This is a genomic window from Sphingomonas canaveralia, assembly GCF_047238125.1.
In the GTDB taxonomy this organism is placed as follows: Bacteria; Pseudomonadota; Alphaproteobacteria; order Sphingomonadales; family Sphingomonadaceae; genus JBDFMH01.
Genome location: NZ_JBDFMH010000001.1, coordinates 3,139,813 through 3,159,409 on the forward strand (window position 1 = coordinate 3,139,813; position 19,597 = coordinate 3,159,409).

The following is a 19,597-nucleotide window of genomic DNA, read 5'->3' on the forward strand; positions in this document are numbered from 1 at the left end:
CGCATCGCTGACCCGATTGCCGGGGGCGGTGCGGTACCCTATCTAAGCTGAATGACGGACACCCAGATCGCCCTGACGCCTGCCGCTGCGACCCGGGTCGCGGCGATCGCCGCGAAGAGCGGCAAGCCTGCGATCCTGCGCCTGGCCGTCGATGGCGGCGGCTGCGCCGGCTTCCAGTACAAGTTCGAGCTTTCGCCCGACGTGGCCGCCGACGATGCCGTGGCGGAGGAGGCGGGCGTGCGGCTGGTGGTCGATCCGATCAGCCTCGATCTCGTGCGCGGCAGCGCGGTCGATTATGTCGAATCGCTGGGCGGTGCCGCGTTTCGCGTGACCAACCCCAATGCCGCTTCGGGTTGCGGCTGCGGCACCAGCTTCTCGATCTAGCCGCGGGTCCGCGCGCCAGCTAGACCCTGGCCATGAGGATCGCGACGTTCAACATCAACGGCATCCGTGCACGGCTGCCCCGGCTGCTCGAGTGGCTGGACGAGACCAAGCCCGACGTCGCTTGCCTGCAGGAAATCAAGACCGCCGACGAAGGCTTCCCGATCAAGGATATCGAGGCGGCGGGCTATGGCGCGATCTGGCATGGCCAGAAGGGCTTCAACGGCGTGGCGATCCTGGCGCGGGGGCAGGAGCCGGTGGAGACGCGGCGCGGCCTGCCGGATGATCCCGATCCCTCGCACAGCCGCTATCTGGAAGCTGCCGTCGATGGCGTGCTGGTAGCATCGATCTATCTGCCCAACGGCAATCCGCAGCCCGGCCCGAAGTTCGATTACAAGCTGGCCTGGTTCGATCGGCTGATCGACCATGCGGGCACGCTGTTCGCCAGCGAGCAGCCGGTGGTGCTGGCGGGCGATTACAACGTCATCCCGACCAGCACACACGACGACACTTTCTCGGTGCGCGCGATGGCGAACGATGCGCTGCTGCAGCCCGAATCGCAGGCCGCGTTCCGGCGCTTGCGCCATGCCGGCTGGACCGATGCCTTGCGCGCGCGCCACCCGACCGGCGCGCTCTACACCTTCTGGGATTATCAGGCGGGCGCGTGGCAGCGTGATGCCGGCTTCCGCATCGATCATCTGATGCTTAGTCCGGCCGCGGCCGACCGGCTGATCGACGCCGGCGTCGACAAGGCAACCCGCGGCAAGGAAAAGGCGAGCGACCACGCGCCGACCTGGGTGGAGCTGGGGTAGCAGCTCGCTCACCTCGTCGATCGTGAACCGACCTTCGTCATCCCGGCCTTGAACCGGGATCCCGCTTCGTAACGCCGCGAAGGCAGCGGAGCCCCGGCTTATGTCCGGGGCGACGTTGATCTCATGTTCGCCCGCTAACCCGCTCAATAATCCTTCGAGTAGCGCAAGTTCACGCTCGATCCGCCGAACGAGCTCGTCTGGCTGAGCAGGCTGAGCGCCTTCGACAGCGAGATTTCGAGCTGGGTGGCGGTGAAGCCGCGCGCATCGGTGATGATCTCTACATAGATGTCGTTGGAGATATATTGCCCGGCCGCCAGCGCGGTCCCGCGACCCGCGGTCTTGTCCGCGCCGAGCACGCGCAGCCGATCGATGCCGCTGGCCGAGCGCAGCTTGCCGAGCGGATTGAGCCCGCCGCCGCCCGATCCGCGCAGCGAATTGAGCGCGGCCGCCAGCTGGATCGCCTGAGTGGGCGACAGCGAAGTGATCGACGAACCGAACAGCAGCCGCGACAGCACCTCGTCCTGCGGGAGCGCGGGGGTGGAGGTGAAGCTGATCTGCGGGGCGAGGGCGCGGCCGCCGATGTTGATCGTAGCAGTGACACCTTCGACCGTGGTATTTGCGGCCAGCGACAGGATCGGGTTGGTCAGCTGCCCGCCGTCGAAGCGGATAGTGCCATTGTCGGCCAGCTCGAACCGGCGGCCCGAGAAGGAATAGGTGCCGCGCACGACATCGACCGATCCGGTAACGACCGGCGCAGTGGAGGTGCCACGCACGCGCAGATCGGTCGCGAATTCGGCCTCGAGGCCCATGCCCGAGATGAATACGCGGTTGTCGGCGCGCACGCGGATGTCGAGCGCCCAGTTGCTGGGGATGGCCGCTTGCTGCTGCGCGGGGCTGAGCGGCCGGTCCGTCCGCCGGCGCACGCCTTCCAGCTCGGCGATCTCGGCCGCACCCTGGCGGATGATCTGGTAGCGCACCTCGGGCAGGCTGAGCTCGCCCTTGATCAGCCCGCCGCCGGTGCCGTTGGTGATCGCCAGATTGCCGGACACGGTCGCGCCCAGTGCATCGCTGCGGGCGAGCTGCGCGCGCTGGAGGGTGACGGCAAGATCGATCGGGAAGCCGCTGGCCGCATCGAGCCCGACGGAGCCTTTGGCCGAAACGCTGCCTTCGCCCGCACGGCCGGTGAGCGTGTTTATCTGCAGGCGGGAGCGGGTGAAGCGGCCATCGAGCGCGATCCGCGAGACGACCGTGCCATAGGCTTCGTTCTCATAGCGCAGCGCGTTGGCGCGGACGACGCCGTTCAGCGACGGCTGGTCGAGCCGGCCGCCGAAATCGGCCGCCACCGCGATTGGCCCGCTCACCGTCTGCCCGGCGATGCCGGTCAGCGTCCACAGCACTTCGGCCGGACCGTTGTAACGGATGCCGCCGCTGAGCGGGCTGGCGAACAGCCGTTCCGACAGCGACGCACCGGCGCCGAGCGGCGCGAGGCGCGCCTGCATCCGGCCGACAGTGGCGCCGCCGCGGCGGATCAGCGCGCGCGCCTCGCCACCGCTTTCACCGAGCGTGCCAAGGAAGGCGATATCGACCGGCTGCGAGACGACATAGGCGGCGGTGCGGGTGAAGTTCTTCACGTCGATCCGTGCGCGCAAGCTGGGCACGGTGCCGGCGGAGGCGTAGTCGATCGTGCCGGTCGCGCGGCCGCCGAGGCCGAGGCCGGGCACCGCCGCCTGCACGATCGCGACATCCATGTTGCGCAGGCGCGCGGTCAGGCGGGTGGCGTTGCCATAGCTGCCGGCCAGATCGACCTGACCCTGCGGCACCACGATGGTGGCGGGTTGCAGCTGCCAATCCGCGCCTGCCTTCACGATCGTGGCGGGGCGGGCGAGGCGGAAGGTGATGCCGTTGGCAGTGCCACGCAGATTGGCGAGGATGCGGTTGGGCGACAGCCGCGCCTGCGCCGCCACGTCGAACGGCACGCCGGCGCGGCCGCGCGCGACCAGCGCGACCGAGCCGGATCCGTTGCGATAACTGGCGCGGCCCTGCGCGATCGTCAGGCTGTTGTCGCCCGAGACGACATTAGCGAGGTCGAAGCGGCCTTCGACCGACGGCCCGGCGGGATAGAGGATGGCGGTGCCACGGATCGTGCCGCGCCCGATCAGGATCGGCACATCGCCGGGGATACGCGCGGCGCTGGCGGCGATATCGGCATCGATCCGCTGGCTGGATCCGGCGGCGGCCAGGCGCAGGCTGCCGTTCAGGCCCGATCCGGCCAGCCGCACCGTGCCCACGAACGGGCCGGCGGCGGTCTGCACCACCGATCCGGTGAAATCGATGCCGGCAAAGGTGGCGCGGCGGATATCCACTGCCAGCGGGCCGCGTCCGGTACGCACCAGCAGATCGGCGACGAACGGGCCGTAGGGCGATCCGCCGCGCGCGCTGATCTCGTATCCGGCCGCGGTGCCGCGCAGTTCGGCGACGACGTCTGTCAGCTGTACACCGACATTGGGTCGGGCGGCGCGCAGCGTGACGAGCGGGCGTTCGAGCGTGCCGCTGGCGACGACTGACAGCGGGCCATAGGTGCGCGACTGGCCAGCCGCGCGGAACGCGATCCGCCCGGTCGCGGTATCGTAGCGGCCCTCGCCCGATGTGATGCGGAGCAGCGGCGCGGTGAGCGTGAACTGGCGCAGCGTGGCGATGCCATTCTCGTCGAAGCCGAAGCGGCCGCTGACGACGGCGTTGCCTCCGAGCTGATCGCGCACGCTGGCATTGTCGAGCCGCACGGTATTGGCGCGGAAGAAGCCGGCGATGCCGAAGCCGCCGTTCGGGCCGGTCACCAGTTCGGCATCGGTGAACAGGTTGATGCGGCCGAGGCCATCGACCTGATAATCGTTGACCCGGCCCTTCAGCGCGCCGGTGTAGGTGCCCTTGGCGATATCGGCGACGACGATCGCGGTGGCGTCGATCCGGTCGGACCGCAGCTTCAGATTATCCGACAGCAGGCGGCCGTTCGAATAAGCGAGATCGCCATTGATCGCGAGATTGGTGAGCAGGCCGCCGGCCGCGGCGTTCAGCCCGGTCACGCGGCGGGCGGTGGCGTTGACGGGGATCAGGATGCGATCGGCATCAATCGTGGCGCGGCCGCTGGCGACCAGCGCATCGACCCCCATCGTGCCGAAGGCGAGGCGGCTGGCGGTGAGCCGATAATCGAGTGTCGGGGTGGCGAACGGGCCGTCGATCACCGCGGCCAGCCGCACGTCGCGGCCCGCCAGATTGTCGGCGATCGCGCCGGGGGTGAGCAACTGGGCGTCGACGCGCAGGTTGCCGAGCCGGCTCTGGCCGAGATCGAGCAGGCCGGCCGCGTTCACCGCCAGCGCGGAGGAGCGTGCGACGAGCTTCACGTCCGCGCGCCGTTCGCCCAGCACAGCCGCCAGATCGATGTCGAGCGCGGGCGAAGTGAGCCGGCGCACCGGCCCTTCCATCAGCGCGCCGGGCTGGGTGGCGCCGCGGGCCCGGATATTCCCGTCCCGCGCAGTGATGGCGAGATCGGCAAGCGGCTGGCCGCCCAGCAGCGCGCGGGCACGCCCCGCCCAGTTCGCCCAATCGCCATTGCCGCCGACCGAAAGCTCCAGCGGCTTGCCGAGCCCGGCATAGCTGTCAACCAGTCCGCCGGCCGGCGCTGTCAGCCGGCCATCGACCTGCAGGCGATTGTCCTGCGGGACCGCATCCAGCGTCATTCGCAGCCGATCGCCGCCGGCCACGCCGGGTCCGCGCAGCGCATCGGCGGCGGCGCGGATACGCGCGCGGCCGTCGGCGATATCGGCCGACCAGTCGAGGCGGACGAGGTGGCGCTTGCCGGTGACGGGCGGGTCCACGATCAGCCGGTCGACCGTCAACCGGCCGAGCGCGATGTCGAGATCGGGCAGCAGCGGTGCGTTCGGATCGGACGGCACCGGCTTCAGCGCTGGCAGCCGCATCAGCCGCACTTCATCGGCATGCAGCGTACGAACGTCGATCTTGTTGTTCAGATAAGCGAACGGGCTCCAGTCCACTTCCACCCGCGGGCTGCGCGCGAAGACGCCGCGCGGATCGCTGACGGTGAAGCCGACCAGCGCCATCCGGCCATAGACCGACCCCTCGATCCGATCGACGCCGATGCGGATGCCCGAGGCGGTTTCATAAGCCGCGATCTGGCGCGTGAGGAAGCGATGGCCGGGGCCGGTATCGATGCCAAGCAGCAATGCACCGACCAGCAGCACGATCGCGCCGAGCCCGATCGCGATCCACTTGGCGATGCGGCGGCCGGTGCCGGCGCGGGCAGGCCGTTCTTCGGTCTCGGCCATCAGAAGGCCTGCCCGATCGAGATGTACAGAGCGACCTTCGATTCGCCGGGCTCACGCCCGATTGGGGTCGCGATATCGACGCGCAGCGGCCCGAAATTGGTATAGTAACGCCCGCCGATGCCCGCGCCGTAGCGCATGCCCGACAGCGACGGCGTGGATCCGGTGCCGACGCGGCCGGCATCGACGAACGGCACGATGCCGAAATTGCCGAACCGGTACCGAGCCTCGATCGCGAATTCGGTGAGCGAGGTGCCGCCGAGCGGATCATTGTTGATGTCCTTCGGCCCCAGTTCCTGGAAGCCGAAGCCGCGCACCGATCCGCCGCCGCCGGCATAATAGCGCCGCGACGGTGCGATATCGTCGCGGCTGGCGCCGAGGATCGATCCGACCCGCGCGCGCCCGGCCAGCACCAGCGACTCCATCGCCGGGAAATAGGCGCTACCTTCGAGCAGCAACCGGCCATAGCCATCGAACCCGCCGGAACTGCGTTTCTGCGCTTCCGGGCTGACGCGCGCCGTGATGCGGAAGCCGCGCGTCGGATCGAGCAGGCTGTCCGATCCGTCATAGCCGAGCTGGGCGGGCAGCGCGGCGATGAAATAGGTGCTGCGCTCGCGATCCTGGACGACATCGCGGAACGGCGTCTCGCGCGTGGCGATCAGCTCGCCGCCGATGCTCCACGTCCATTTCTTCTGCCAGATCGGCGTCGACTGGCGGGCGAGACTGCCGGTGAGGCTGATGGTCTGCGCATTGTAGGCCGCGAAATCCCGGCGGCCGGCCGAGGCGCCGAGCGCGAAGGTGCGATCGCGCTGGCCCGCGTTCGACCGGCGGAAATTGACGCCGAGGCTCTGTTCCTGCGTGCCCGCCACCGCCGCGACCGACAGCGCGCCTTCATCGGGGAAGAGGTTGCGGTGCGTCCAGCTGCCGGTGATCTTGATGCCTTCGCCGGTGCCATAGCCCGCGCTGGCCGCCAGGCTGCGCCACGGCCCCTTGGTCTGACTGACGAGCAGATCGACCGCCTCGGTACCGTCCGCCGCCACGGTGCCGGTGCGCACGGGTTCGATCGCGATCGTGGAGAACAGGCTGGTGCCGATCAGCGCCTGGCGCAGGTCGTCGGTTTTGCGGCTGTCGTAGAGGTCGCCCGGATCGAAGCGGGTGAGCAGCGTGACATGATCGACCCCGAACACGGGATCGCCCTGCACGCGGATCTTGCCGAAGCGCGATTTGGGACCGGAATCGACCGGCAGCGTATAGGCACCGCGATGATCGCGCTCGTCGAGCAGCACGTCGCGCGCACCGACGGTGACGAAGGGATAGCCCTGCTCAGGCAGGCGCAGCGCGACATTGGCTTCCGCGCTCTCGACTTCGGCGGCCACGATCGGCGCGCCGACCTTGAGCGCCAGCGCATCGATTGCCAACTGACGCGGCTCGGGCGCGGCGCGGGTCACCTCGATCGATCCGAGCGTGTAGCGCGTGCCGGGCACCGCGGTGACGGTGGCGACCAGTTCGCCAGGCCGGTCTTTGACCGGATCGACGGTGGCGGTGACGACGCCGTCATAATAGCCTTCGGATCGCAGCAGCCGTTCGCCCAGCTTCACATCCTCGTCCGCGCGGGCAGAGACCTGCGCGGCGTTGGCGGCCTTGCTGCCATCCTTCACCAGCGCGGACAGATCGCGGAACTGGCCGTCAAGCTTCACGTCCTTGAAGCCGCGGGTCTCGGTGCGGTAGCGGATCGATGGGGTCTGCTCGTCTCCCGCCACCGCCGCCGTTTCGGCCGGAACGGTATCGGCACTGGTGATCGGTGGCAGGGGCTGGGCCAGTTCGGCATCGGCGGCGGGGTCGGGTGCCGCGTCGGAAGCCGGTGCCTCGCTCGCGGCCGGCTCATCAGGCGCGGCGGTAGCCTCGAGCGGCGGCAGCGCGGTATCGAACGCCGGATCGGACAGCAACGGATCGTCAGCGGCATCCTGGGCGATGGCGAGTGACGACCAGGAGACTGCCGCCAACAAGCAGAGAAACCGACGCCCCGACCGCAAACCTTGCCCCCTTCATCCGCGGAGATACGCCCCACGGCTTCAACGTAACTCCCGGTTCGGCCATCGGTTTCGTGGCCGGCAAGATATTTTCCGCGGGCGATCCGCGACGGTGTCGCGATCGGCAAAATCGGGCGGTTCGCCATGCCGCGATTGACTCGCCTGCGGCACTGCGCCATCGCGATCGGGTCGTGATCCGGGCAACCGGGTGTCGGCCGCGCGGGAGAGCGTGAGGGCGGGCAACCGCCCCGCCGCCGAAGGAGCAACCGCCCCGGAATCTCTCAGGCAATCGGGACCGCGCGGACGAGACGGCACTCTGGAAAGCGAGGCGGCTTCTAGCCGGCTCCACCGAAGGGGTAACCCCGCTTGGCCGGGGGAAAGCTCTCAGGTTCCGTGACAGAGGGGGCGACGGACGCAGCCGGCCGGCCGGCATTGCGTCTGTCGGACCCCGAATCCGGAAAGGCCCTGGCATGAGCGACGACGAGCTGCCCGAGATCGAGATCGAAACGCTGCCGCTGGATGGCTGGCATCGCGGCCGCGGCGCGCGGATGGTGCCGTTCGCGGGCTATCACATGCCGATCCAGTATGAGGGCATCATGCCCGAACATCTGTGGACGCGCGACAGCGCCGGGCAGTTCGACGTGAGCCATATGGGCCAGCTGATGATCATCGGCGAGGACGGCGCCGACGTCGCCGCCGCGCTGGAGGCGCTGCTGCCCGGGGACATCAAGGGGCTGGGCGAAGGCCGGATGCGCTATTCACTGCTGCTGGACGAAACCGGCGGCATCCTGGACGACCTGATGGTCACGCGGATCGACGACCGATTTTACATGGTGGTCAACGGCGCCACCAAATATGACGACATGGCCCATATCCACGAGCATCTGCCCGACGATGTGACACTCAATCACATGGACGAGCAGGCGCTGCTGGCGCTGCAGGGGCCGAAGGCAGTGGACGCGCTGGCGCGGATCGCGCCGGGGGTCGAGACGCTGGTGTTCATGACCGCGGGCGCCTTTTCGATCGACGGAATCGAGGCCTGGATCAGCCGGTCCGGCTACACCGGCGAGGACGGCTTCGAGATTTCGATCCCGGCTGAAGATGCCGTGCGCGTGGCGGAACTGCTGTGCGCGCAGCCCGAGGTGAAGCCGATCGGCCTGGGCGCGCGCGATTCGCTGCGGCTGGAAGCGGGGCTGCCGCTCTACGGTCACGATCTTGATCCCGAGACGACGCCGGTGATGGCTGACCTGGGCTTCGCGCTGTCAAAGCGCCGGCGCGAGGAAGGCGGCTTTCCCGGCCACCAGCGCATCATGCAGGAGCGCGACCAGGGTGCGGCCACCAAGCGTGTCGGCCTGATCGTCGACGGCCGTCAGCCGGTGCGCGAAGGTGCGCGCGTTCTGGATCCGCAGGGCAGCGAAGTCGGCCGGGTCACGTCCGGCGGCTTCTCGCCCAGCCTGCAGCGCCCGATCGCGATGGCTTATCTGCCACCCGCAATGGCCGATCTCTACGGTGAGGTGACGCTGGAGCAGCGCGGCAAGCTGTTCCAGGCGACCGTCGCCCAGATGCCGTTCGTCCCCCACCGCTATGTCCGCAAGGGAGCCTGATGATGACGCTCTATTTCACCAAGGATCATGAATGGATTGCGGTGGAGGGCGACAGCGCCACCGTGGGCATCACCGATTATGCGCAGAGCCAGCTCGGCGACATCGTGTTCGTCGAAATTCCGCCCGCGGGGACGCCGGTGGAGAAAGGCAAGGAAGCCGCCGTCGTCGAATCGGTGAAGGCCGCTTCCGACGTCTATGCGCCCGTGTCCGGCACCGTGACGGAAGCGAACGCCGCGCTCGAGGAGGAGCCCGCGCTGGTGAACACCGCGCCCGAGAGCGAAGGCTGGTTCTTCAAGCTGACGCTCGGCGATCCGTCGCAGCTGGACGGGCTGATGGACGAAGCCGGCTACAAGGCTTTCGTCGCCGGGCTGTAGTCCGCGCCGTCATGCTGACGAGAGTCGGCATCCAGAGCCACGAACACTGCGCATCTGGATCCTGACCTTCGTCAGGATGACGACGCAAGGAATGCCCCGCGGGGCCAATCTGCCGTTGAGGACCCCTGCCATGCGTTACCTGCCCCTCACCGATGCCGATCGCTCGGCGATGCTCCAGACGATCGGTGCCGGATCGATCGACGATCTGTTCCGCGATGTGCCGGAGGCGGCGCGCCTGTCCGGCTCGATCGAAGGACTGCCCGGCCATGCGTCCGAACTGTCGGTGGAGCGCCAGCTGTCACGGATGGCGGCGCGCAACCTGACCGCGGGGGAGGGGCCGTTCTTTCTGGGCTGCGGCGCCTATCGCCATCATGTGCCGGCGACCGTCGATCACATCATCCAGCGCGGCGAATTCCTGACCAGCTACACCCCCTATCAGCCCGAAATCGCGCAGGGCACGGTGCAGGCACTGTTCGAGTTCCAGACGCAGGTCGCCCGGCTCTATGGCTGCGATGTGGCCAATGCGTCGATGTATGACGGGTCGACCGCCTGCTGGGAGGCGATCGGGATGGCGCGGCGGATCACGCGGCGCACCAAGGCGGTGCTCTCGGCCGGCCTCCACCCGCATTATGTCTCCGTCTGCCAGACGATGGCGAAGTTCACCGGCGACCGGCTGGAAACGGCGCTGCCGGATCTGACCAACGGCGCGCCGGGCGACGACATGGCGCGGCTGCTGGATGCGATCGACGCCGAGACGAGCTGCGTCGTCGTGCAGAACCCCAACATCCTCGGCCATGTCGCCGATCTGTCCGAGCTGGCGGCGGCCTGCCACCTCAAGGGTGCGCTGCTGATCGCGGTGGTGACGGAGCCGGTGGCATTGGGCGCGATCCGCTCGCCCGGCGAGATGGGCGCGGACATCGTGGTGGGCGAGGGGCAGTCGCTGGGCGTCGGGCTCAACTTCGGCGGCCCCTATGTCGGCCTGTTCGCCACCCGCGACAAATATGTCCGCCAGATGCCGGGCCGGCTGGCCGGCGAGACGGTGGATGCTGATGGCAAGCGCGGCTTCGTGCTGACGCTTTCGACCCGCGAGCAGCATATCCGCCGTGAAAAGGCGACGTCGAACATCTGCACCAACAGTGGGCTGTGTGCGCTGGCGTTCACGGTCCACATGACGCTGCTGGGTGAGCGGGGCCTGCGCGATCTGGCCGCGCTGAACCATGCCGGTGCGGTGGCGGCGGCCGATCGGCTGGCGCAGGTGCCGGGGGTGGAGCTGGTGAGCGGCCCATTCTTCAACGAATTCACGTTGCGGCTTGCCAAGGAAGCGCGGCCGGTGGTGCGCGCGCTGGCCGATGACGGGATCCTGGGCGGAGTTTCGCTCGGGCGGCTCTATCCGGGCGTGGCCGCGCTCGAGAAGGGCCTCGTCGTCGCGGTGACCGAGACGACCACGCGGGACGATGTCGACGAACTGGCCGAAGCACTCGAGGAGGCGCTGGCATGACGATCAACCAGAGCGGATGGCGCCCGGAAGCGCCGAACGGTGACGCTGCGGCGGGCGATGCCGCCACCTTCACCGGCAACCGCGCGCTGATGCTGGAAGAAGCACTGATCTTCGAGATCGGCGATCCCGGCCGCACCGGCGTGGACATTCCGGCGGCGCCGAAGGTCGCAAGCCGGCTCGGCGGGCTCGAACGCAGCGCGCCGATCGGCCTGCCCGGCCTGTCCGAGCCGGAAACGGTGCGGCATTATACGCGCCTGTCGCGCCAGAACTATGCGATCGACCTCGGCCTGTTCCCGCTCGGATCGTGCACGATGAAACATAATCCGCGGCTGAACGAGAAGATGGCGCGGCTGCCGGGCTTCGCTGACATTCATCCGCTGCAGCCGACGGATACGGTGCAGGGCGCTTTCGAGCTGATCCATCTGGTCGGCGAATGGCTGTGCACGCTGACCGGCATGCCGGCAGTGGCGATGAGCCCGAAGGCGGGCGCGCATGGCGAGTTGTGCGGCCTGCTGGCGATCCGATCGGCGCTGGAAGCGCGCGGCGATGCCCGCCGCGTGGTGCTGGTGCCCGAAAGCGCGCACGGCACCAATCCCGCGACGGCGGCCTTTTGCGGCTATGCGGTGGAGAATATCCCGGCGACGGCCGAGGGGCGCGTCGATCTGGAGGCGCTGAAGGCGCGGCTGGGGCCGGATGTGGCGGCGGTGATGATCACCAACCCCAACACCTGTGGCCTGTTCGAGCCCGACATGATCGCGATCTCCGAGGCGGTGCACGCTGCCGGCGGACTCGTCTATTGCGACGGCGCGAACTTCAACGCGATCGTCGGCCGGGTGCGGCCGGGCGATCTCGGCATCGATGCGATGCACATCAACCTGCACAAGACCTTTTCCACGCCGCATGGCGGCGGCGGGCCGGGTGCGGGGCCGGTGGTGTTCTCCGAAGCGCTCGCCCCCTTTGCGCCGCTGCCCTTCGTCGAGAAGGACGGCGACCATTATGTCCTGGTCGAGGAGGAGACGGCAGGCGAGCATCATGCCGGCAGCTTCGGCCGGATGGTGGCGTTCCACGGCCAGATGGGCATGTTCACGCGCGCTGCCGCCTACATGCTGAGCCACGGGGCGGACGGGCTGCGCCAGGTGGCCGAGGATGCGGTGCTGAACGCCAACTATGTACTGCGCTCGCTGGAAAAGACGATCGATGCGCCGTTCGCCTTCTCCGGCCCCTGCATGCACGAGGCGATCTTCTCCGATGCCGGCTTCGCGACCGGCTTCTCGACGATCGACGTCGCCAAGGGGCTGATCGACGAAGGCTTCCACCCGATGACGATGTATTTCCCGCTGGTGGTGCACGGCGCGATGCTGATCGAGCCGACCGAAACCGAGAGCAAGGCCGCGCTCGACCAGTTCATCGGCGCGCTGCGATCGGTGGTGGAACGCGCCAAGGCAGGCGATGCCGCGCTGAAGGCCGCCCCGGTCCACGCCCCGCGCCGCCGGCTGGACGAAACCGCCGCCGCGCGCAAGCCGGTGCTGACCTGGCGACCCGCGGAGCCCGCGCTGGCCGCGGAATAGCGCTCGATCGGGCATCCCAAGGCCCGCCGTTACAGCGATCGCCGTTGGGTCGTGTCAGGGGTTTATCTGCGACTCTGCTTGTCAGGCACGACCAGCAGCGTCGTGCTTGTGAGTGGTGGGCGGCGCGGATAAGCGCAGTTCATGAGACCCGACGAAGCCACTTGGATCCGCGAGCAGCTGATGGCCATCGGCCCCGATCGGGTATCGCCGCTGCTCAATTTCGGTTCGTCGACAGGCCAGTTCCGCAGCGTCACGAAGCCTCATATCGACGGCAACCTATTCGCACCGCTGGCCGCTGCCGGGGTTGAGGTCGTCCATTTCGATCTCAAGGCTGCGGACGGCGTAGATATCTCCGGCGACGCAAACGATCCCGCGATCATCGCCCGGCTGCGCGCGATGGGTTTTCGAGCCATCCTGTGCTCCAACCTCCTCGAACATGTCCGCGATCCCGGCGCGGTCGCGCGGAGCATCGTCGAGCTGGTGGATCCGCCGGCCCATATCGTCGTTACCGGGCCGCTCAGCTATCCCTATCATCCCGATCCGATCGACACGATGTATCGGCCTCAGCCCGCGGCGCTCGCGGCGCTCTTCCCAAACACCAGGCTCGTCACGTCGGCGGTGATCGCCGATGATACGCTGGTCGAAGAGGTGCGCGGCAAGGGCAGGTCGCTGCCGGTCTACCTTGCCACGGCGCTGCTACGCATCGCGGCGCTGTGGCGGCCGCGGATCGCATTGGCTCAGGCGCACCGGCTGACATGGCTGTTCCGCCGCTTTTCGGTCGCTGCTATCGTGCTCAGTCGCGAGTGAGCAGCGGTCCATCATAGACCTCGACCAGAGCCGAAGGCAGCGTATCGGCAATGCGCTGTCGGGCACGGTGAATGATCGCGACGGTATCGGGAGCTTCGACCAGAAGATTTGCCACCCGGGCGCGCAGCCGGTCGGTCCAGCCCGCATCGTCGTAGCGCAGCGGCTCGTCCCCACCGATCTCATTCAGACAGGCGGCCATCTTGAACAGGCCTGGTTCGATCGCCACTACCGGCCGGCTCGCTGCCATCCCCAGGATGGCGCTATGCAGCCGGCTGGACACGATGACGCGGAAATCGCCGAGCCGCCTGCGAAACGCGTTCTGATCCAGACCAGGCGGGTCGATCGCAGCACCGGTCCGCGCGGCCAGTCGCTCGAACAGCGGCATGTCGGTCGGCGCCTCATTGGTCATAAGCGTCACCGCAAGCCCGTCCGCCTGCCAGCCGGCGATCAACGCCGCCCACTTGTCCTCGATCCCCATCCGCTCGACCTGCAGGCCGTTGAGCGCGACAGCCAAGCCGTCGCCAGCGTCGGACGGGGCCGGATCGGCGGTTCCGCTCATCACCGCCAGATCGGGCAGAATCAGCGGCTCTGCGCGGCCGCCGATCTGGCGATAGACGTCGCGGCTGCGTTCCTCACGAAATTCGATCAGGTCGCATCGGTCGAACACGTGGGCGGCGATTGCGTTGATCACCGGATCACTTGTCTCCAGCGAGAGATTTACGACCGCCGTCTTACAACCCACGAGCTGCGCGACCCGCAGATCCAGCAGATAGGTAAGCGCGATCCCAGAGGCGCCCGGATAGAATTCGCCTGCTGGGTTCATCACTACCAGATGAGCCTTGCGGAAGTGGCTCAGCCGCTCACGAAAGGCGCTCCGTCCGATCCCCAACCATGTCGTCAGTCGGCGTGCCCGCACCATCCGCCGCAGCCACCCGAACGGCAGGCGCGGTGTGATTTGAAGATCAAGCGTCACGTCCCGCACGGCTGGGGGCGAGGTGGGCACGGATGGAATTCTGGCCAATTTGCGCGCGAGCGCTTCGAACATAGGGATCGGATCTGCCGCGAAATCAGTCGCGCGCCGATCGCGTAGATAGGGCGGGCTGCGCTCGATAAGGAATAGCGGCGCGTTTGGCAGGGCACTGGTGATCGCATCGCGCCAGGCTATCGAAAGCGCCTGATTGCCCTGATTATTGGTACGGATCCGAGTTACGAGTACGATCCCGGTACGCCGGCCGGTGCCGTTCGGCGTTCGGTATGGATCGTTGTTGAGAGCCAATGCTTCTTCCCGTGCGGCGGTTGTATTGGACCCGATGCGAGCCCGCCGGCTTTCCGGGCGTATACCCATCGATCCAGCGATACCGCGCAAGCGGCGGCAGATTTTATCAATGACCTGCTATCCCGATCGATGCCAGTCTTGCAAATCTTGCCAGCGCAAAGCGTCTGCCGCCATTATTTCGTAAGCTTTCAGGAGAGAATCGAATTCTGTCGTGCGATCAGTCGATTATAATAATCGGCCAGTCCGGCAAACTCCGTCTAAATCGCGAAATTGACGCTGGTGGCCCGACGGGCTGGCGCGGGTTGCCGTTGATACCATCGGCGAATCGCTTGGGCACGCTTGGCACCGCGATCAAGCAAGCCGACAGCGACAGGGATAGCCGCTGTCGATCGACGCATCCTGCAATACTACGATTCCTACTCGCGGAACGCGGTCTCGCTGAGCCGTGTGATCGGGGTCAGGATATAGTTCAGCACGCTGCGCTTGTCGCCGAGCAGGCTGACGGTGGCGATCATGCCTGGGCCGATCGGCAGCTTGCGACCGGACTGATCGAGCAGCTCGTTGGCCGTCGTGCGAACGCGCACGGTGTAATGGCTTTCGCCCGTCCGCTCGTTGACAGTAGCATCGGGCGAGATCGCGACGACGGTGCCGGGCAGTGATCCGAACACTGCGCTTTCATAAGCCGTCAGCTCGACCTTGGCCCTCTGGTTCAGTCGGATGCGGGCGATGTCCTTGGGACTGACCAGCGCCTCGACCAGCAGACTTTCCTCCGAGGGCACGACTTCGACCAGCGGATCGCCGGGGCGGACCGAGCCGCCGACCGTGCTGACCAGCACGCGATTGACGCGGCCCGACAGCGGCGCGCGGACGACGGTCCGTTCCACCTTGCTGGCTAGTGCCGGCATCGCCTGTCGCCGCGCGACCATTTCCGCACGCGCGGTCGCCAGTTCGTCGGCGGCGCGGGCGCGCCAATCCTGTCGCTGCTGCGCCAATGTCGATCGCGCTTCGGCGACGGCGGAGCCGGCCCGCGCGATCGAGGCGGCGGCGGCGGCGGCCTCACTGCCGGCCACGGCGGCCTGGTTCTCGGCCTGGACCAGTGACAGCCGTGGTTCGATGCCACGATCGACCAGCGGACGGATCATGTTGAGTTCGGACCGCGCCGCATCGCGGGCAGAGACGCGGGCCGCATAGGTCGCCTCGGCCTCGGCGACGCTGCGCTGGGCCTGGGTGACGCGCGATGCGGCGGCGGACAGCAGGCTCGACAGATCGGCCATGCGCGATGCGTGGAGCGAGCGTTCGATCGCGATCTGTTCGGCCATCGCGGGATCGTTCGGGGCGGGATAAACCGGCTCGCGCCCGGCGACTTCGGCTTCGAGCCGGGCGATCTTGGCGGTCAGCGCGTTGAAGGCGGCGCGGCTGCTGCCATATTCGGAACCGGTCTGGGTCTGATCGAGCCGCACCAGCGGGGCCCCCGCCTGCACGATCTGGCCGACGCGCACGAGGATGGCATCGACGATGCCGCCTTCCAGGTTCGAGACGATCTGCAACTGCGAGCTGGGGATCACCCGGCCCTGGCCGCGTACGGTGCGATCGAGTTCGGTGAACGCGGCCCAGATCAGCGCGATCGCGAAGAAGGCGAGGATACCCCACAGCAGCAGGTTCGAGACCGAGCGCGGGCGGATGCGTTCGGCCAGATCCTCGAGATGATGGCCGTCGCTGGGCGGCGGCAGCGCGACGGCTCCGGGCGTATCGGCGGTCGGCGGCAGCGGGGTCTCGGCGTTCATGTCAGGCAGCCTTCGGTCGGGTGATCTGCTTCAGCACCTCGTCGCGCGGGCCGTCTGCAACGACGCGGCCCTGATCCAGCAGGATGATGCGATTGACCAGCTGGAGCAACGGCGGGCGATGGGTGACGAGCAGCAGCGTGCGATCCTGAAGTTCGGCGCCGAGCCGCTGCAACAGCGCGCTCTCGGTCTGCGCGTCCATTGCCGAGGAGGGTTCGTCGAACAGGATCAGCGGCGGGCGATTGACCAGCGCGCGGGCGATGGCGATCGACTGGCGCTGGCCGCCCGACAGCCCTTCGCCGCGATCGGCCAGCCGCAGATCATAGCCGTTGGCGAGCTGACCCATGAACTGGTGCGTGCCCGAGATCTGCGCGACGCGGACCATTTCCGTATCGTCGAAGCCGGAGCGGGCCAGACCGATATTCTCGCGCACCGATCCGGTCAGCAGCACGCTTTCCTGCATGGCCGCGCCCATGTTGCGGCGGACCGTATCGGGATCGAGCTGGCGGATGTCGGTGCCGTCGAGCAGCAGCAGGCCATCCGCCGGCGGATAGAGGCCGAGGATCAGCCGCAGGATGGTGGACTTGCCCGATCCTACACGGCCCAAAAGCGCGACCTTCTCACCCGGCTCGATGGTGAAGCTGACGCCGTTCAGCGCATTCTCGGATGCGCCGGGATAGCGGAAATCGACCCCGCGGAACTCGATCCGCCCGCTGAGCCGGCCGATCTGCAGGGCTTCGGCCTCGGGCCCCTCGGGCGGCAGGCTCATCAGCCCGTCGAGCTGGCGATAGGCGGTGCGCGTCGCGGTCAGCCGCGACAGCAACTGCGCGATCTGGCCGAGCGGCGCGACCGCGCGGCCGGCAAGGATCGAACATGCGATCAGCCCGCCCATGGTGAGATCGTTGTTAGCGATCATCTCCACTCCGACCACGACCACGCCGGCATAGGAGATCGTGTTGGCGGACGTGGCGACGTTGATCCCGATCGCGGCGACCAGGCGCTGGCGCAGCGAGCTCGACGAATGTTCGTCGACCGCCTTGCCCCAGCGCTTGCGCAGCAGCGGGCCGGCGCCGGCGGTCTTCACCATCTCCAGCCCGCCGATCGTCTCGACCAGCACGGATTGCTTGAGCAGGCCTTCGCCCATCGCGCGTGCCGAGAGCCGGTCCATCGCGGGGTGGGTGAGCCAGCCGACCAGGATCACGATCGGCACCATCACCAGTGGAACGATCACCACCGGACCGCCGATGATCGCGATCACCAGCAGCGTGATCAGGATGAACGGCACGTCGACGATCGCCGTCAGCGTCGCGGACGCGAAGAAGTCGCGCAGTGTTTCCAGCTCGCGCAGCAGTGCGGCGAGCGACCCGGTCGATCCCTTCTTCAGGTCCAGCCGCAGCGTCAACAGCCGGCGGAACACGGTATCGCCCACGTCGCGATCGATGTCGGCGCCGGCGATGTCGACGAAATAGGCGCGCAGCGTGCGGAGCGCGAAATCGAAGATGATGACGATCGCGAGCCCGATCGTGAGCCCGATCAGCGACGAGGTGGCATTGTTCGGAACGACGCGGTCATAGACCGTCATTGTGAACAGCGAGGTGATCAGTCCGAACAGATTGATCATCGCCGCGGCCAGCGCGACCTTGATATAGGTCGGCCGATTGCGCTGCATCGGCTCCATCAGCCACGCGGCGAAACGCGGCTTGGTGGCGGGGGTGATCTCGTGGCTCATCGGGCCTCCTGGGCGTCCGCCGGCGCGATCTGCAGCGCATCGAGCAGCTTGCCCGTGCGCGACAACAGCACGTAGCGCGCGGCGTCAAGCTCGGCCACGCCCTGAACATAGGCGGTGGCGGTTTCAAAGAATGTATCCTCGGACGCCAGTACGTCGAACAGCGATCCGCGTGCGACGCGGAACCGTTCGAACAGCACGTCGCGCGACTGGCGGCCGGCGACATAGCTGCGTTCCAGCGCGGCCTGCTGGGTTTCGAGCGCGGCGACGTCGGACCAGGCGATGATCGCGTCGCGGCGTCCCTCCTCGATGATGCGGGTGGCGCGCGCCTCGGTGGCGGTGGCGCGGGCCTCTGCCTGCTGCGCGCGCGAGCCGACCCCACCGAACAGCCGCGCCCGTGCCGTGATGCGGCCGCGAATGTCATAATCGCGATCGGTTTCGAACACGCCGTAACGGCCAGCGTCGATGCCGGCTGAAATCACCGGCTGGGTATCGGCGCGGGTGGCCTTTGCCTGCAGGCGCGCCGCCTCCGCCTCGGCGCGGGCGGAACGTGCGGTCGGCGTATCGGCCGCGAGCGCGGCGGCGGCATCGCGGGTGAGGCGCGGGCCGTCTGCGGGCGGTGCGCGACCAAGATTCTGCGGGGCGGCGACGCCGAACAGTTCCTCGAACTGCGCTTCCGCCCCAGCCAATGCGCGTCGATAGCGCGCGAGCCGCGTCTCGGTCGCAGTAGTATAGCTGGTGACCCGCGCGACATCACCGGGTGCCGACACGCCCTGTTCGATGCGCACGTCGACCGCCTTGGCCAGATCCTGCTGGTTGGCGGCGAACGCCTCGCCCAGCGTCACGAGCGCGCGATAGGCATAGACGTCGTACCAGGCGGCGATCGATCGCAGAGCGACATCGCTGGCGGCATTGTCGATCCCCGCCGCAGCGCCCCGCAGCCGCGCACTGGCCGCGCCGACGCGGGCGGCGGCGGCGCCGAAATCGATCAGCGGCTGTTCCAGCGTCAGCAGCGCATCCGTCCGCCGGCTGGCGCGCGAACGCTCGATGATGTTCTGCGGATCGTTGGAGAATTCGCGATCGATCGTGCGATAAGCGCTGACGGTGGCATCGAGCCGGGGGTTGCGCGCGGCGCGGGCCTCGCTGCGCGCGGCACGGGCTTCGTCGCCGGTGGCGCGCGCCTCGCCGAGCGCGGGGTGGCGAGCGACCGCCGCGGTGATGAACTGGCGGAAATAGTCCGTCGGGGCGGCTTCCCGCGCCATCTTCAGGATCGGATCGGCTTCCCGATCGATCGCCAGCGGATCGCGCGTGGGCGCGGGAAGCACCGTGCCCTGTGCACCCGCGATCGTTGGAATTGCCACCGCAGCTGCGGCCGTCACGCTCAACCAAATACGCCTACGCGC

At 68.0% G+C, this 19,597-nt stretch carries 13 protein-coding genes and 1 riboswitch; of the genes, 7 read left to right on the forward strand and 6 right to left on the reverse strand.

The window, feature by feature from the left end; all coding sequences use genetic code 11:
• Window positions 1-51 precede the first annotated feature (51 nt).
• The gene (gene erpA, locus ABC347_RS15795; protein WP_413246664.1) at window positions 52-384 is read left to right on the forward strand and encodes an iron-sulfur cluster insertion protein ErpA; all 333 of its coding nucleotides are present in this window, start codon (window positions 52-54) and stop codon (window positions 382-384) included.
• 32 nt (window positions 385-416) lie between these two features.
• Window positions 417-1,193 carry an exodeoxyribonuclease III gene (xth, locus tag ABC347_RS15800; RefSeq protein WP_413246665.1) on the forward strand — a complete coding sequence of 259 codons (777 nt, stop codon included), beginning with the start codon at window positions 417-419 and terminating at the stop codon, window positions 1,191-1,193.
• A 143-nt stretch (window positions 1,194-1,336) separates the two neighbouring features.
• Here the strand turns inward: xth and ABC347_RS15805 are convergent, their stop codons facing one another.
• Complete coding sequence (locus ABC347_RS15805) at window positions 1,337-5,533, reverse strand: translocation/assembly module TamB domain-containing protein (RefSeq protein WP_413246666.1); 4,197 nt, start codon at window positions 5,531-5,533, stop codon at window positions 1,337-1,339.
• The gene (locus tag ABC347_RS15810) at window positions 5,533-7,533 is read right to left on the reverse strand and encodes an autotransporter assembly complex protein TamA (RefSeq protein ID WP_413246667.1); all 2,001 of its coding nucleotides are present in this window, start codon (window positions 7,531-7,533) and stop codon (window positions 5,533-5,535) included. The genes ABC347_RS15805 and ABC347_RS15810 overlap by 1 nt, the downstream gene beginning before the upstream one ends.
• Window positions 7,534-7,866: 333 nt before the next feature.
• Window positions 7,867-7,970: riboswitch (glycine riboswitch) on the forward strand.
• A gap of 60 nt (window positions 7,971-8,030) precedes the next feature.
• Here ABC347_RS15810 and gcvT point away from each other — a divergent pair.
• The 5 genes from gcvT to ABC347_RS15835 all read left to right on the forward strand — a co-directional run bounded on the left by gcvT (window position 8,031) and on the right by ABC347_RS15835 (window position 13,411).
• Window positions 8,031-9,164, forward strand: coding sequence for a glycine cleavage system aminomethyltransferase GcvT (gene gcvT, locus ABC347_RS15815; RefSeq protein ID WP_413246668.1), 1,134 nt, complete (start codon window positions 8,031-8,033; stop codon window positions 9,162-9,164).
• 2 nt (window positions 9,165-9,166) lie between these two features.
• Window positions 9,167-9,538, forward strand: a complete 372-nt coding sequence (gene gcvH, locus ABC347_RS15820; RefSeq protein WP_413246669.1) for a glycine cleavage system protein GcvH — start codon at window positions 9,167-9,169, stop codon at window positions 9,536-9,538.
• 130 nt (window positions 9,539-9,668) lie between these two features.
• On the forward strand, window positions 9,669-11,036 hold the full coding sequence (gcvPA, locus tag ABC347_RS15825; protein ID WP_413246670.1) for an aminomethyl-transferring glycine dehydrogenase subunit GcvPA: 1,368 nt from the start codon (window positions 9,669-9,671) through the stop codon (window positions 11,034-11,036).
• A complete protein-coding gene (gene gcvPB / locus ABC347_RS15830; RefSeq protein ID WP_413246671.1) occupies window positions 11,033-12,604 on the forward strand; it encodes an aminomethyl-transferring glycine dehydrogenase subunit GcvPB in 1,572 nt (523 codons plus the stop codon). Before gcvPA ends, gcvPB begins: the two co-directional genes overlap by 4 nt.
• Window positions 12,605-12,745: 141 nt before the next feature.
• Window positions 12,746-13,411, forward strand: a complete 666-nt coding sequence (locus ABC347_RS15835) for a methyltransferase domain-containing protein (RefSeq protein WP_413246672.1) — start codon at window positions 12,746-12,748, stop codon at window positions 13,409-13,411.
• Here ABC347_RS15835 and ABC347_RS15840 read toward each other — a convergent pair.
• The 4 genes from ABC347_RS15840 to ABC347_RS15855 all read right to left on the reverse strand — a co-directional run bounded on the left by ABC347_RS15840 (window position 13,398) and on the right by ABC347_RS15855 (window position 19,573).
• The gene (locus ABC347_RS15840) at window positions 13,398-14,687 is read right to left on the reverse strand and encodes a polysaccharide pyruvyl transferase family protein (protein ID WP_413246673.1); all 1,290 of its coding nucleotides are present in this window, start codon (window positions 14,685-14,687) and stop codon (window positions 13,398-13,400) included. The two genes, ABC347_RS15835 and ABC347_RS15840, sit on opposite strands and share 14 nt — an antisense overlap.
• Before the next feature lie 416 nt (window positions 14,688-15,103).
• A complete protein-coding gene (locus ABC347_RS15845) occupies window positions 15,104-16,471 on the reverse strand; it encodes an HlyD family type I secretion periplasmic adaptor subunit (RefSeq protein WP_413246674.1) in 1,368 nt (455 codons plus the stop codon).
• A gap of 1 nt (window position 16,472) precedes the next feature.
• Complete coding sequence (locus ABC347_RS15850; protein WP_413246675.1) at window positions 16,473-18,197, reverse strand: type I secretion system permease/ATPase; 1,725 nt, start codon at window positions 18,195-18,197, stop codon at window positions 16,473-16,475.
• A complete protein-coding gene (locus ABC347_RS15855; protein WP_413246676.1) occupies window positions 18,194-19,573 on the reverse strand; it encodes a TolC family protein in 1,380 nt (459 codons plus the stop codon). The genes ABC347_RS15850 and ABC347_RS15855 overlap by 4 nt, the downstream gene beginning before the upstream one ends.
• Between the last annotated feature and the right edge of the window lie 24 nt (window positions 19,574-19,597).

Coding starts and splice junctions, on each gene's coding strand:
- erpA (WP_413246664.1), top strand. CDS start 52: ATGACGGACACCCAGATCGCCCTGACGCCTGCCGCTGCGACCCGGGTC.
- xth (WP_413246665.1), top strand. CDS start 417: ATGAGGATCGCGACGTTCAACATCAACGGCATCCGTGCACGGCTGCCC.
- ABC347_RS15805 (WP_413246666.1), bottom strand. CDS start 5,533: ATGGCCGAGACCGAAGAACGGCCTGCCCGCGCCGGCACCGGCCGCCGC.
- gcvT (WP_413246668.1), top strand. CDS start 8,031: ATGAGCGACGACGAGCTGCCCGAGATCGAGATCGAAACGCTGCCGCTG.
- gcvH (WP_413246669.1), top strand. CDS start 9,167: ATGACGCTCTATTTCACCAAGGATCATGAATGGATTGCGGTGGAGGGC.
- gcvPA (WP_413246670.1), top strand. CDS start 9,669: ATGCGTTACCTGCCCCTCACCGATGCCGATCGCTCGGCGATGCTCCAG.
- gcvPB (WP_413246671.1), top strand. CDS start 11,033: ATGACGATCAACCAGAGCGGATGGCGCCCGGAAGCGCCGAACGGTGAC.
- ABC347_RS15835 (WP_413246672.1), top strand. CDS start 12,746: ATGAGACCCGACGAAGCCACTTGGATCCGCGAGCAGCTGATGGCCATC.
- ABC347_RS15845 (WP_413246674.1), bottom strand. CDS start 16,471: ATGAACGCCGAGACCCCGCTGCCGCCGACCGCCGATACGCCCGGAGCC.
- ABC347_RS15850 (WP_413246675.1), bottom strand. CDS start 18,197: ATGAGCCACGAGATCACCCCCGCCACCAAGCCGCGTTTCGCCGCGTGG.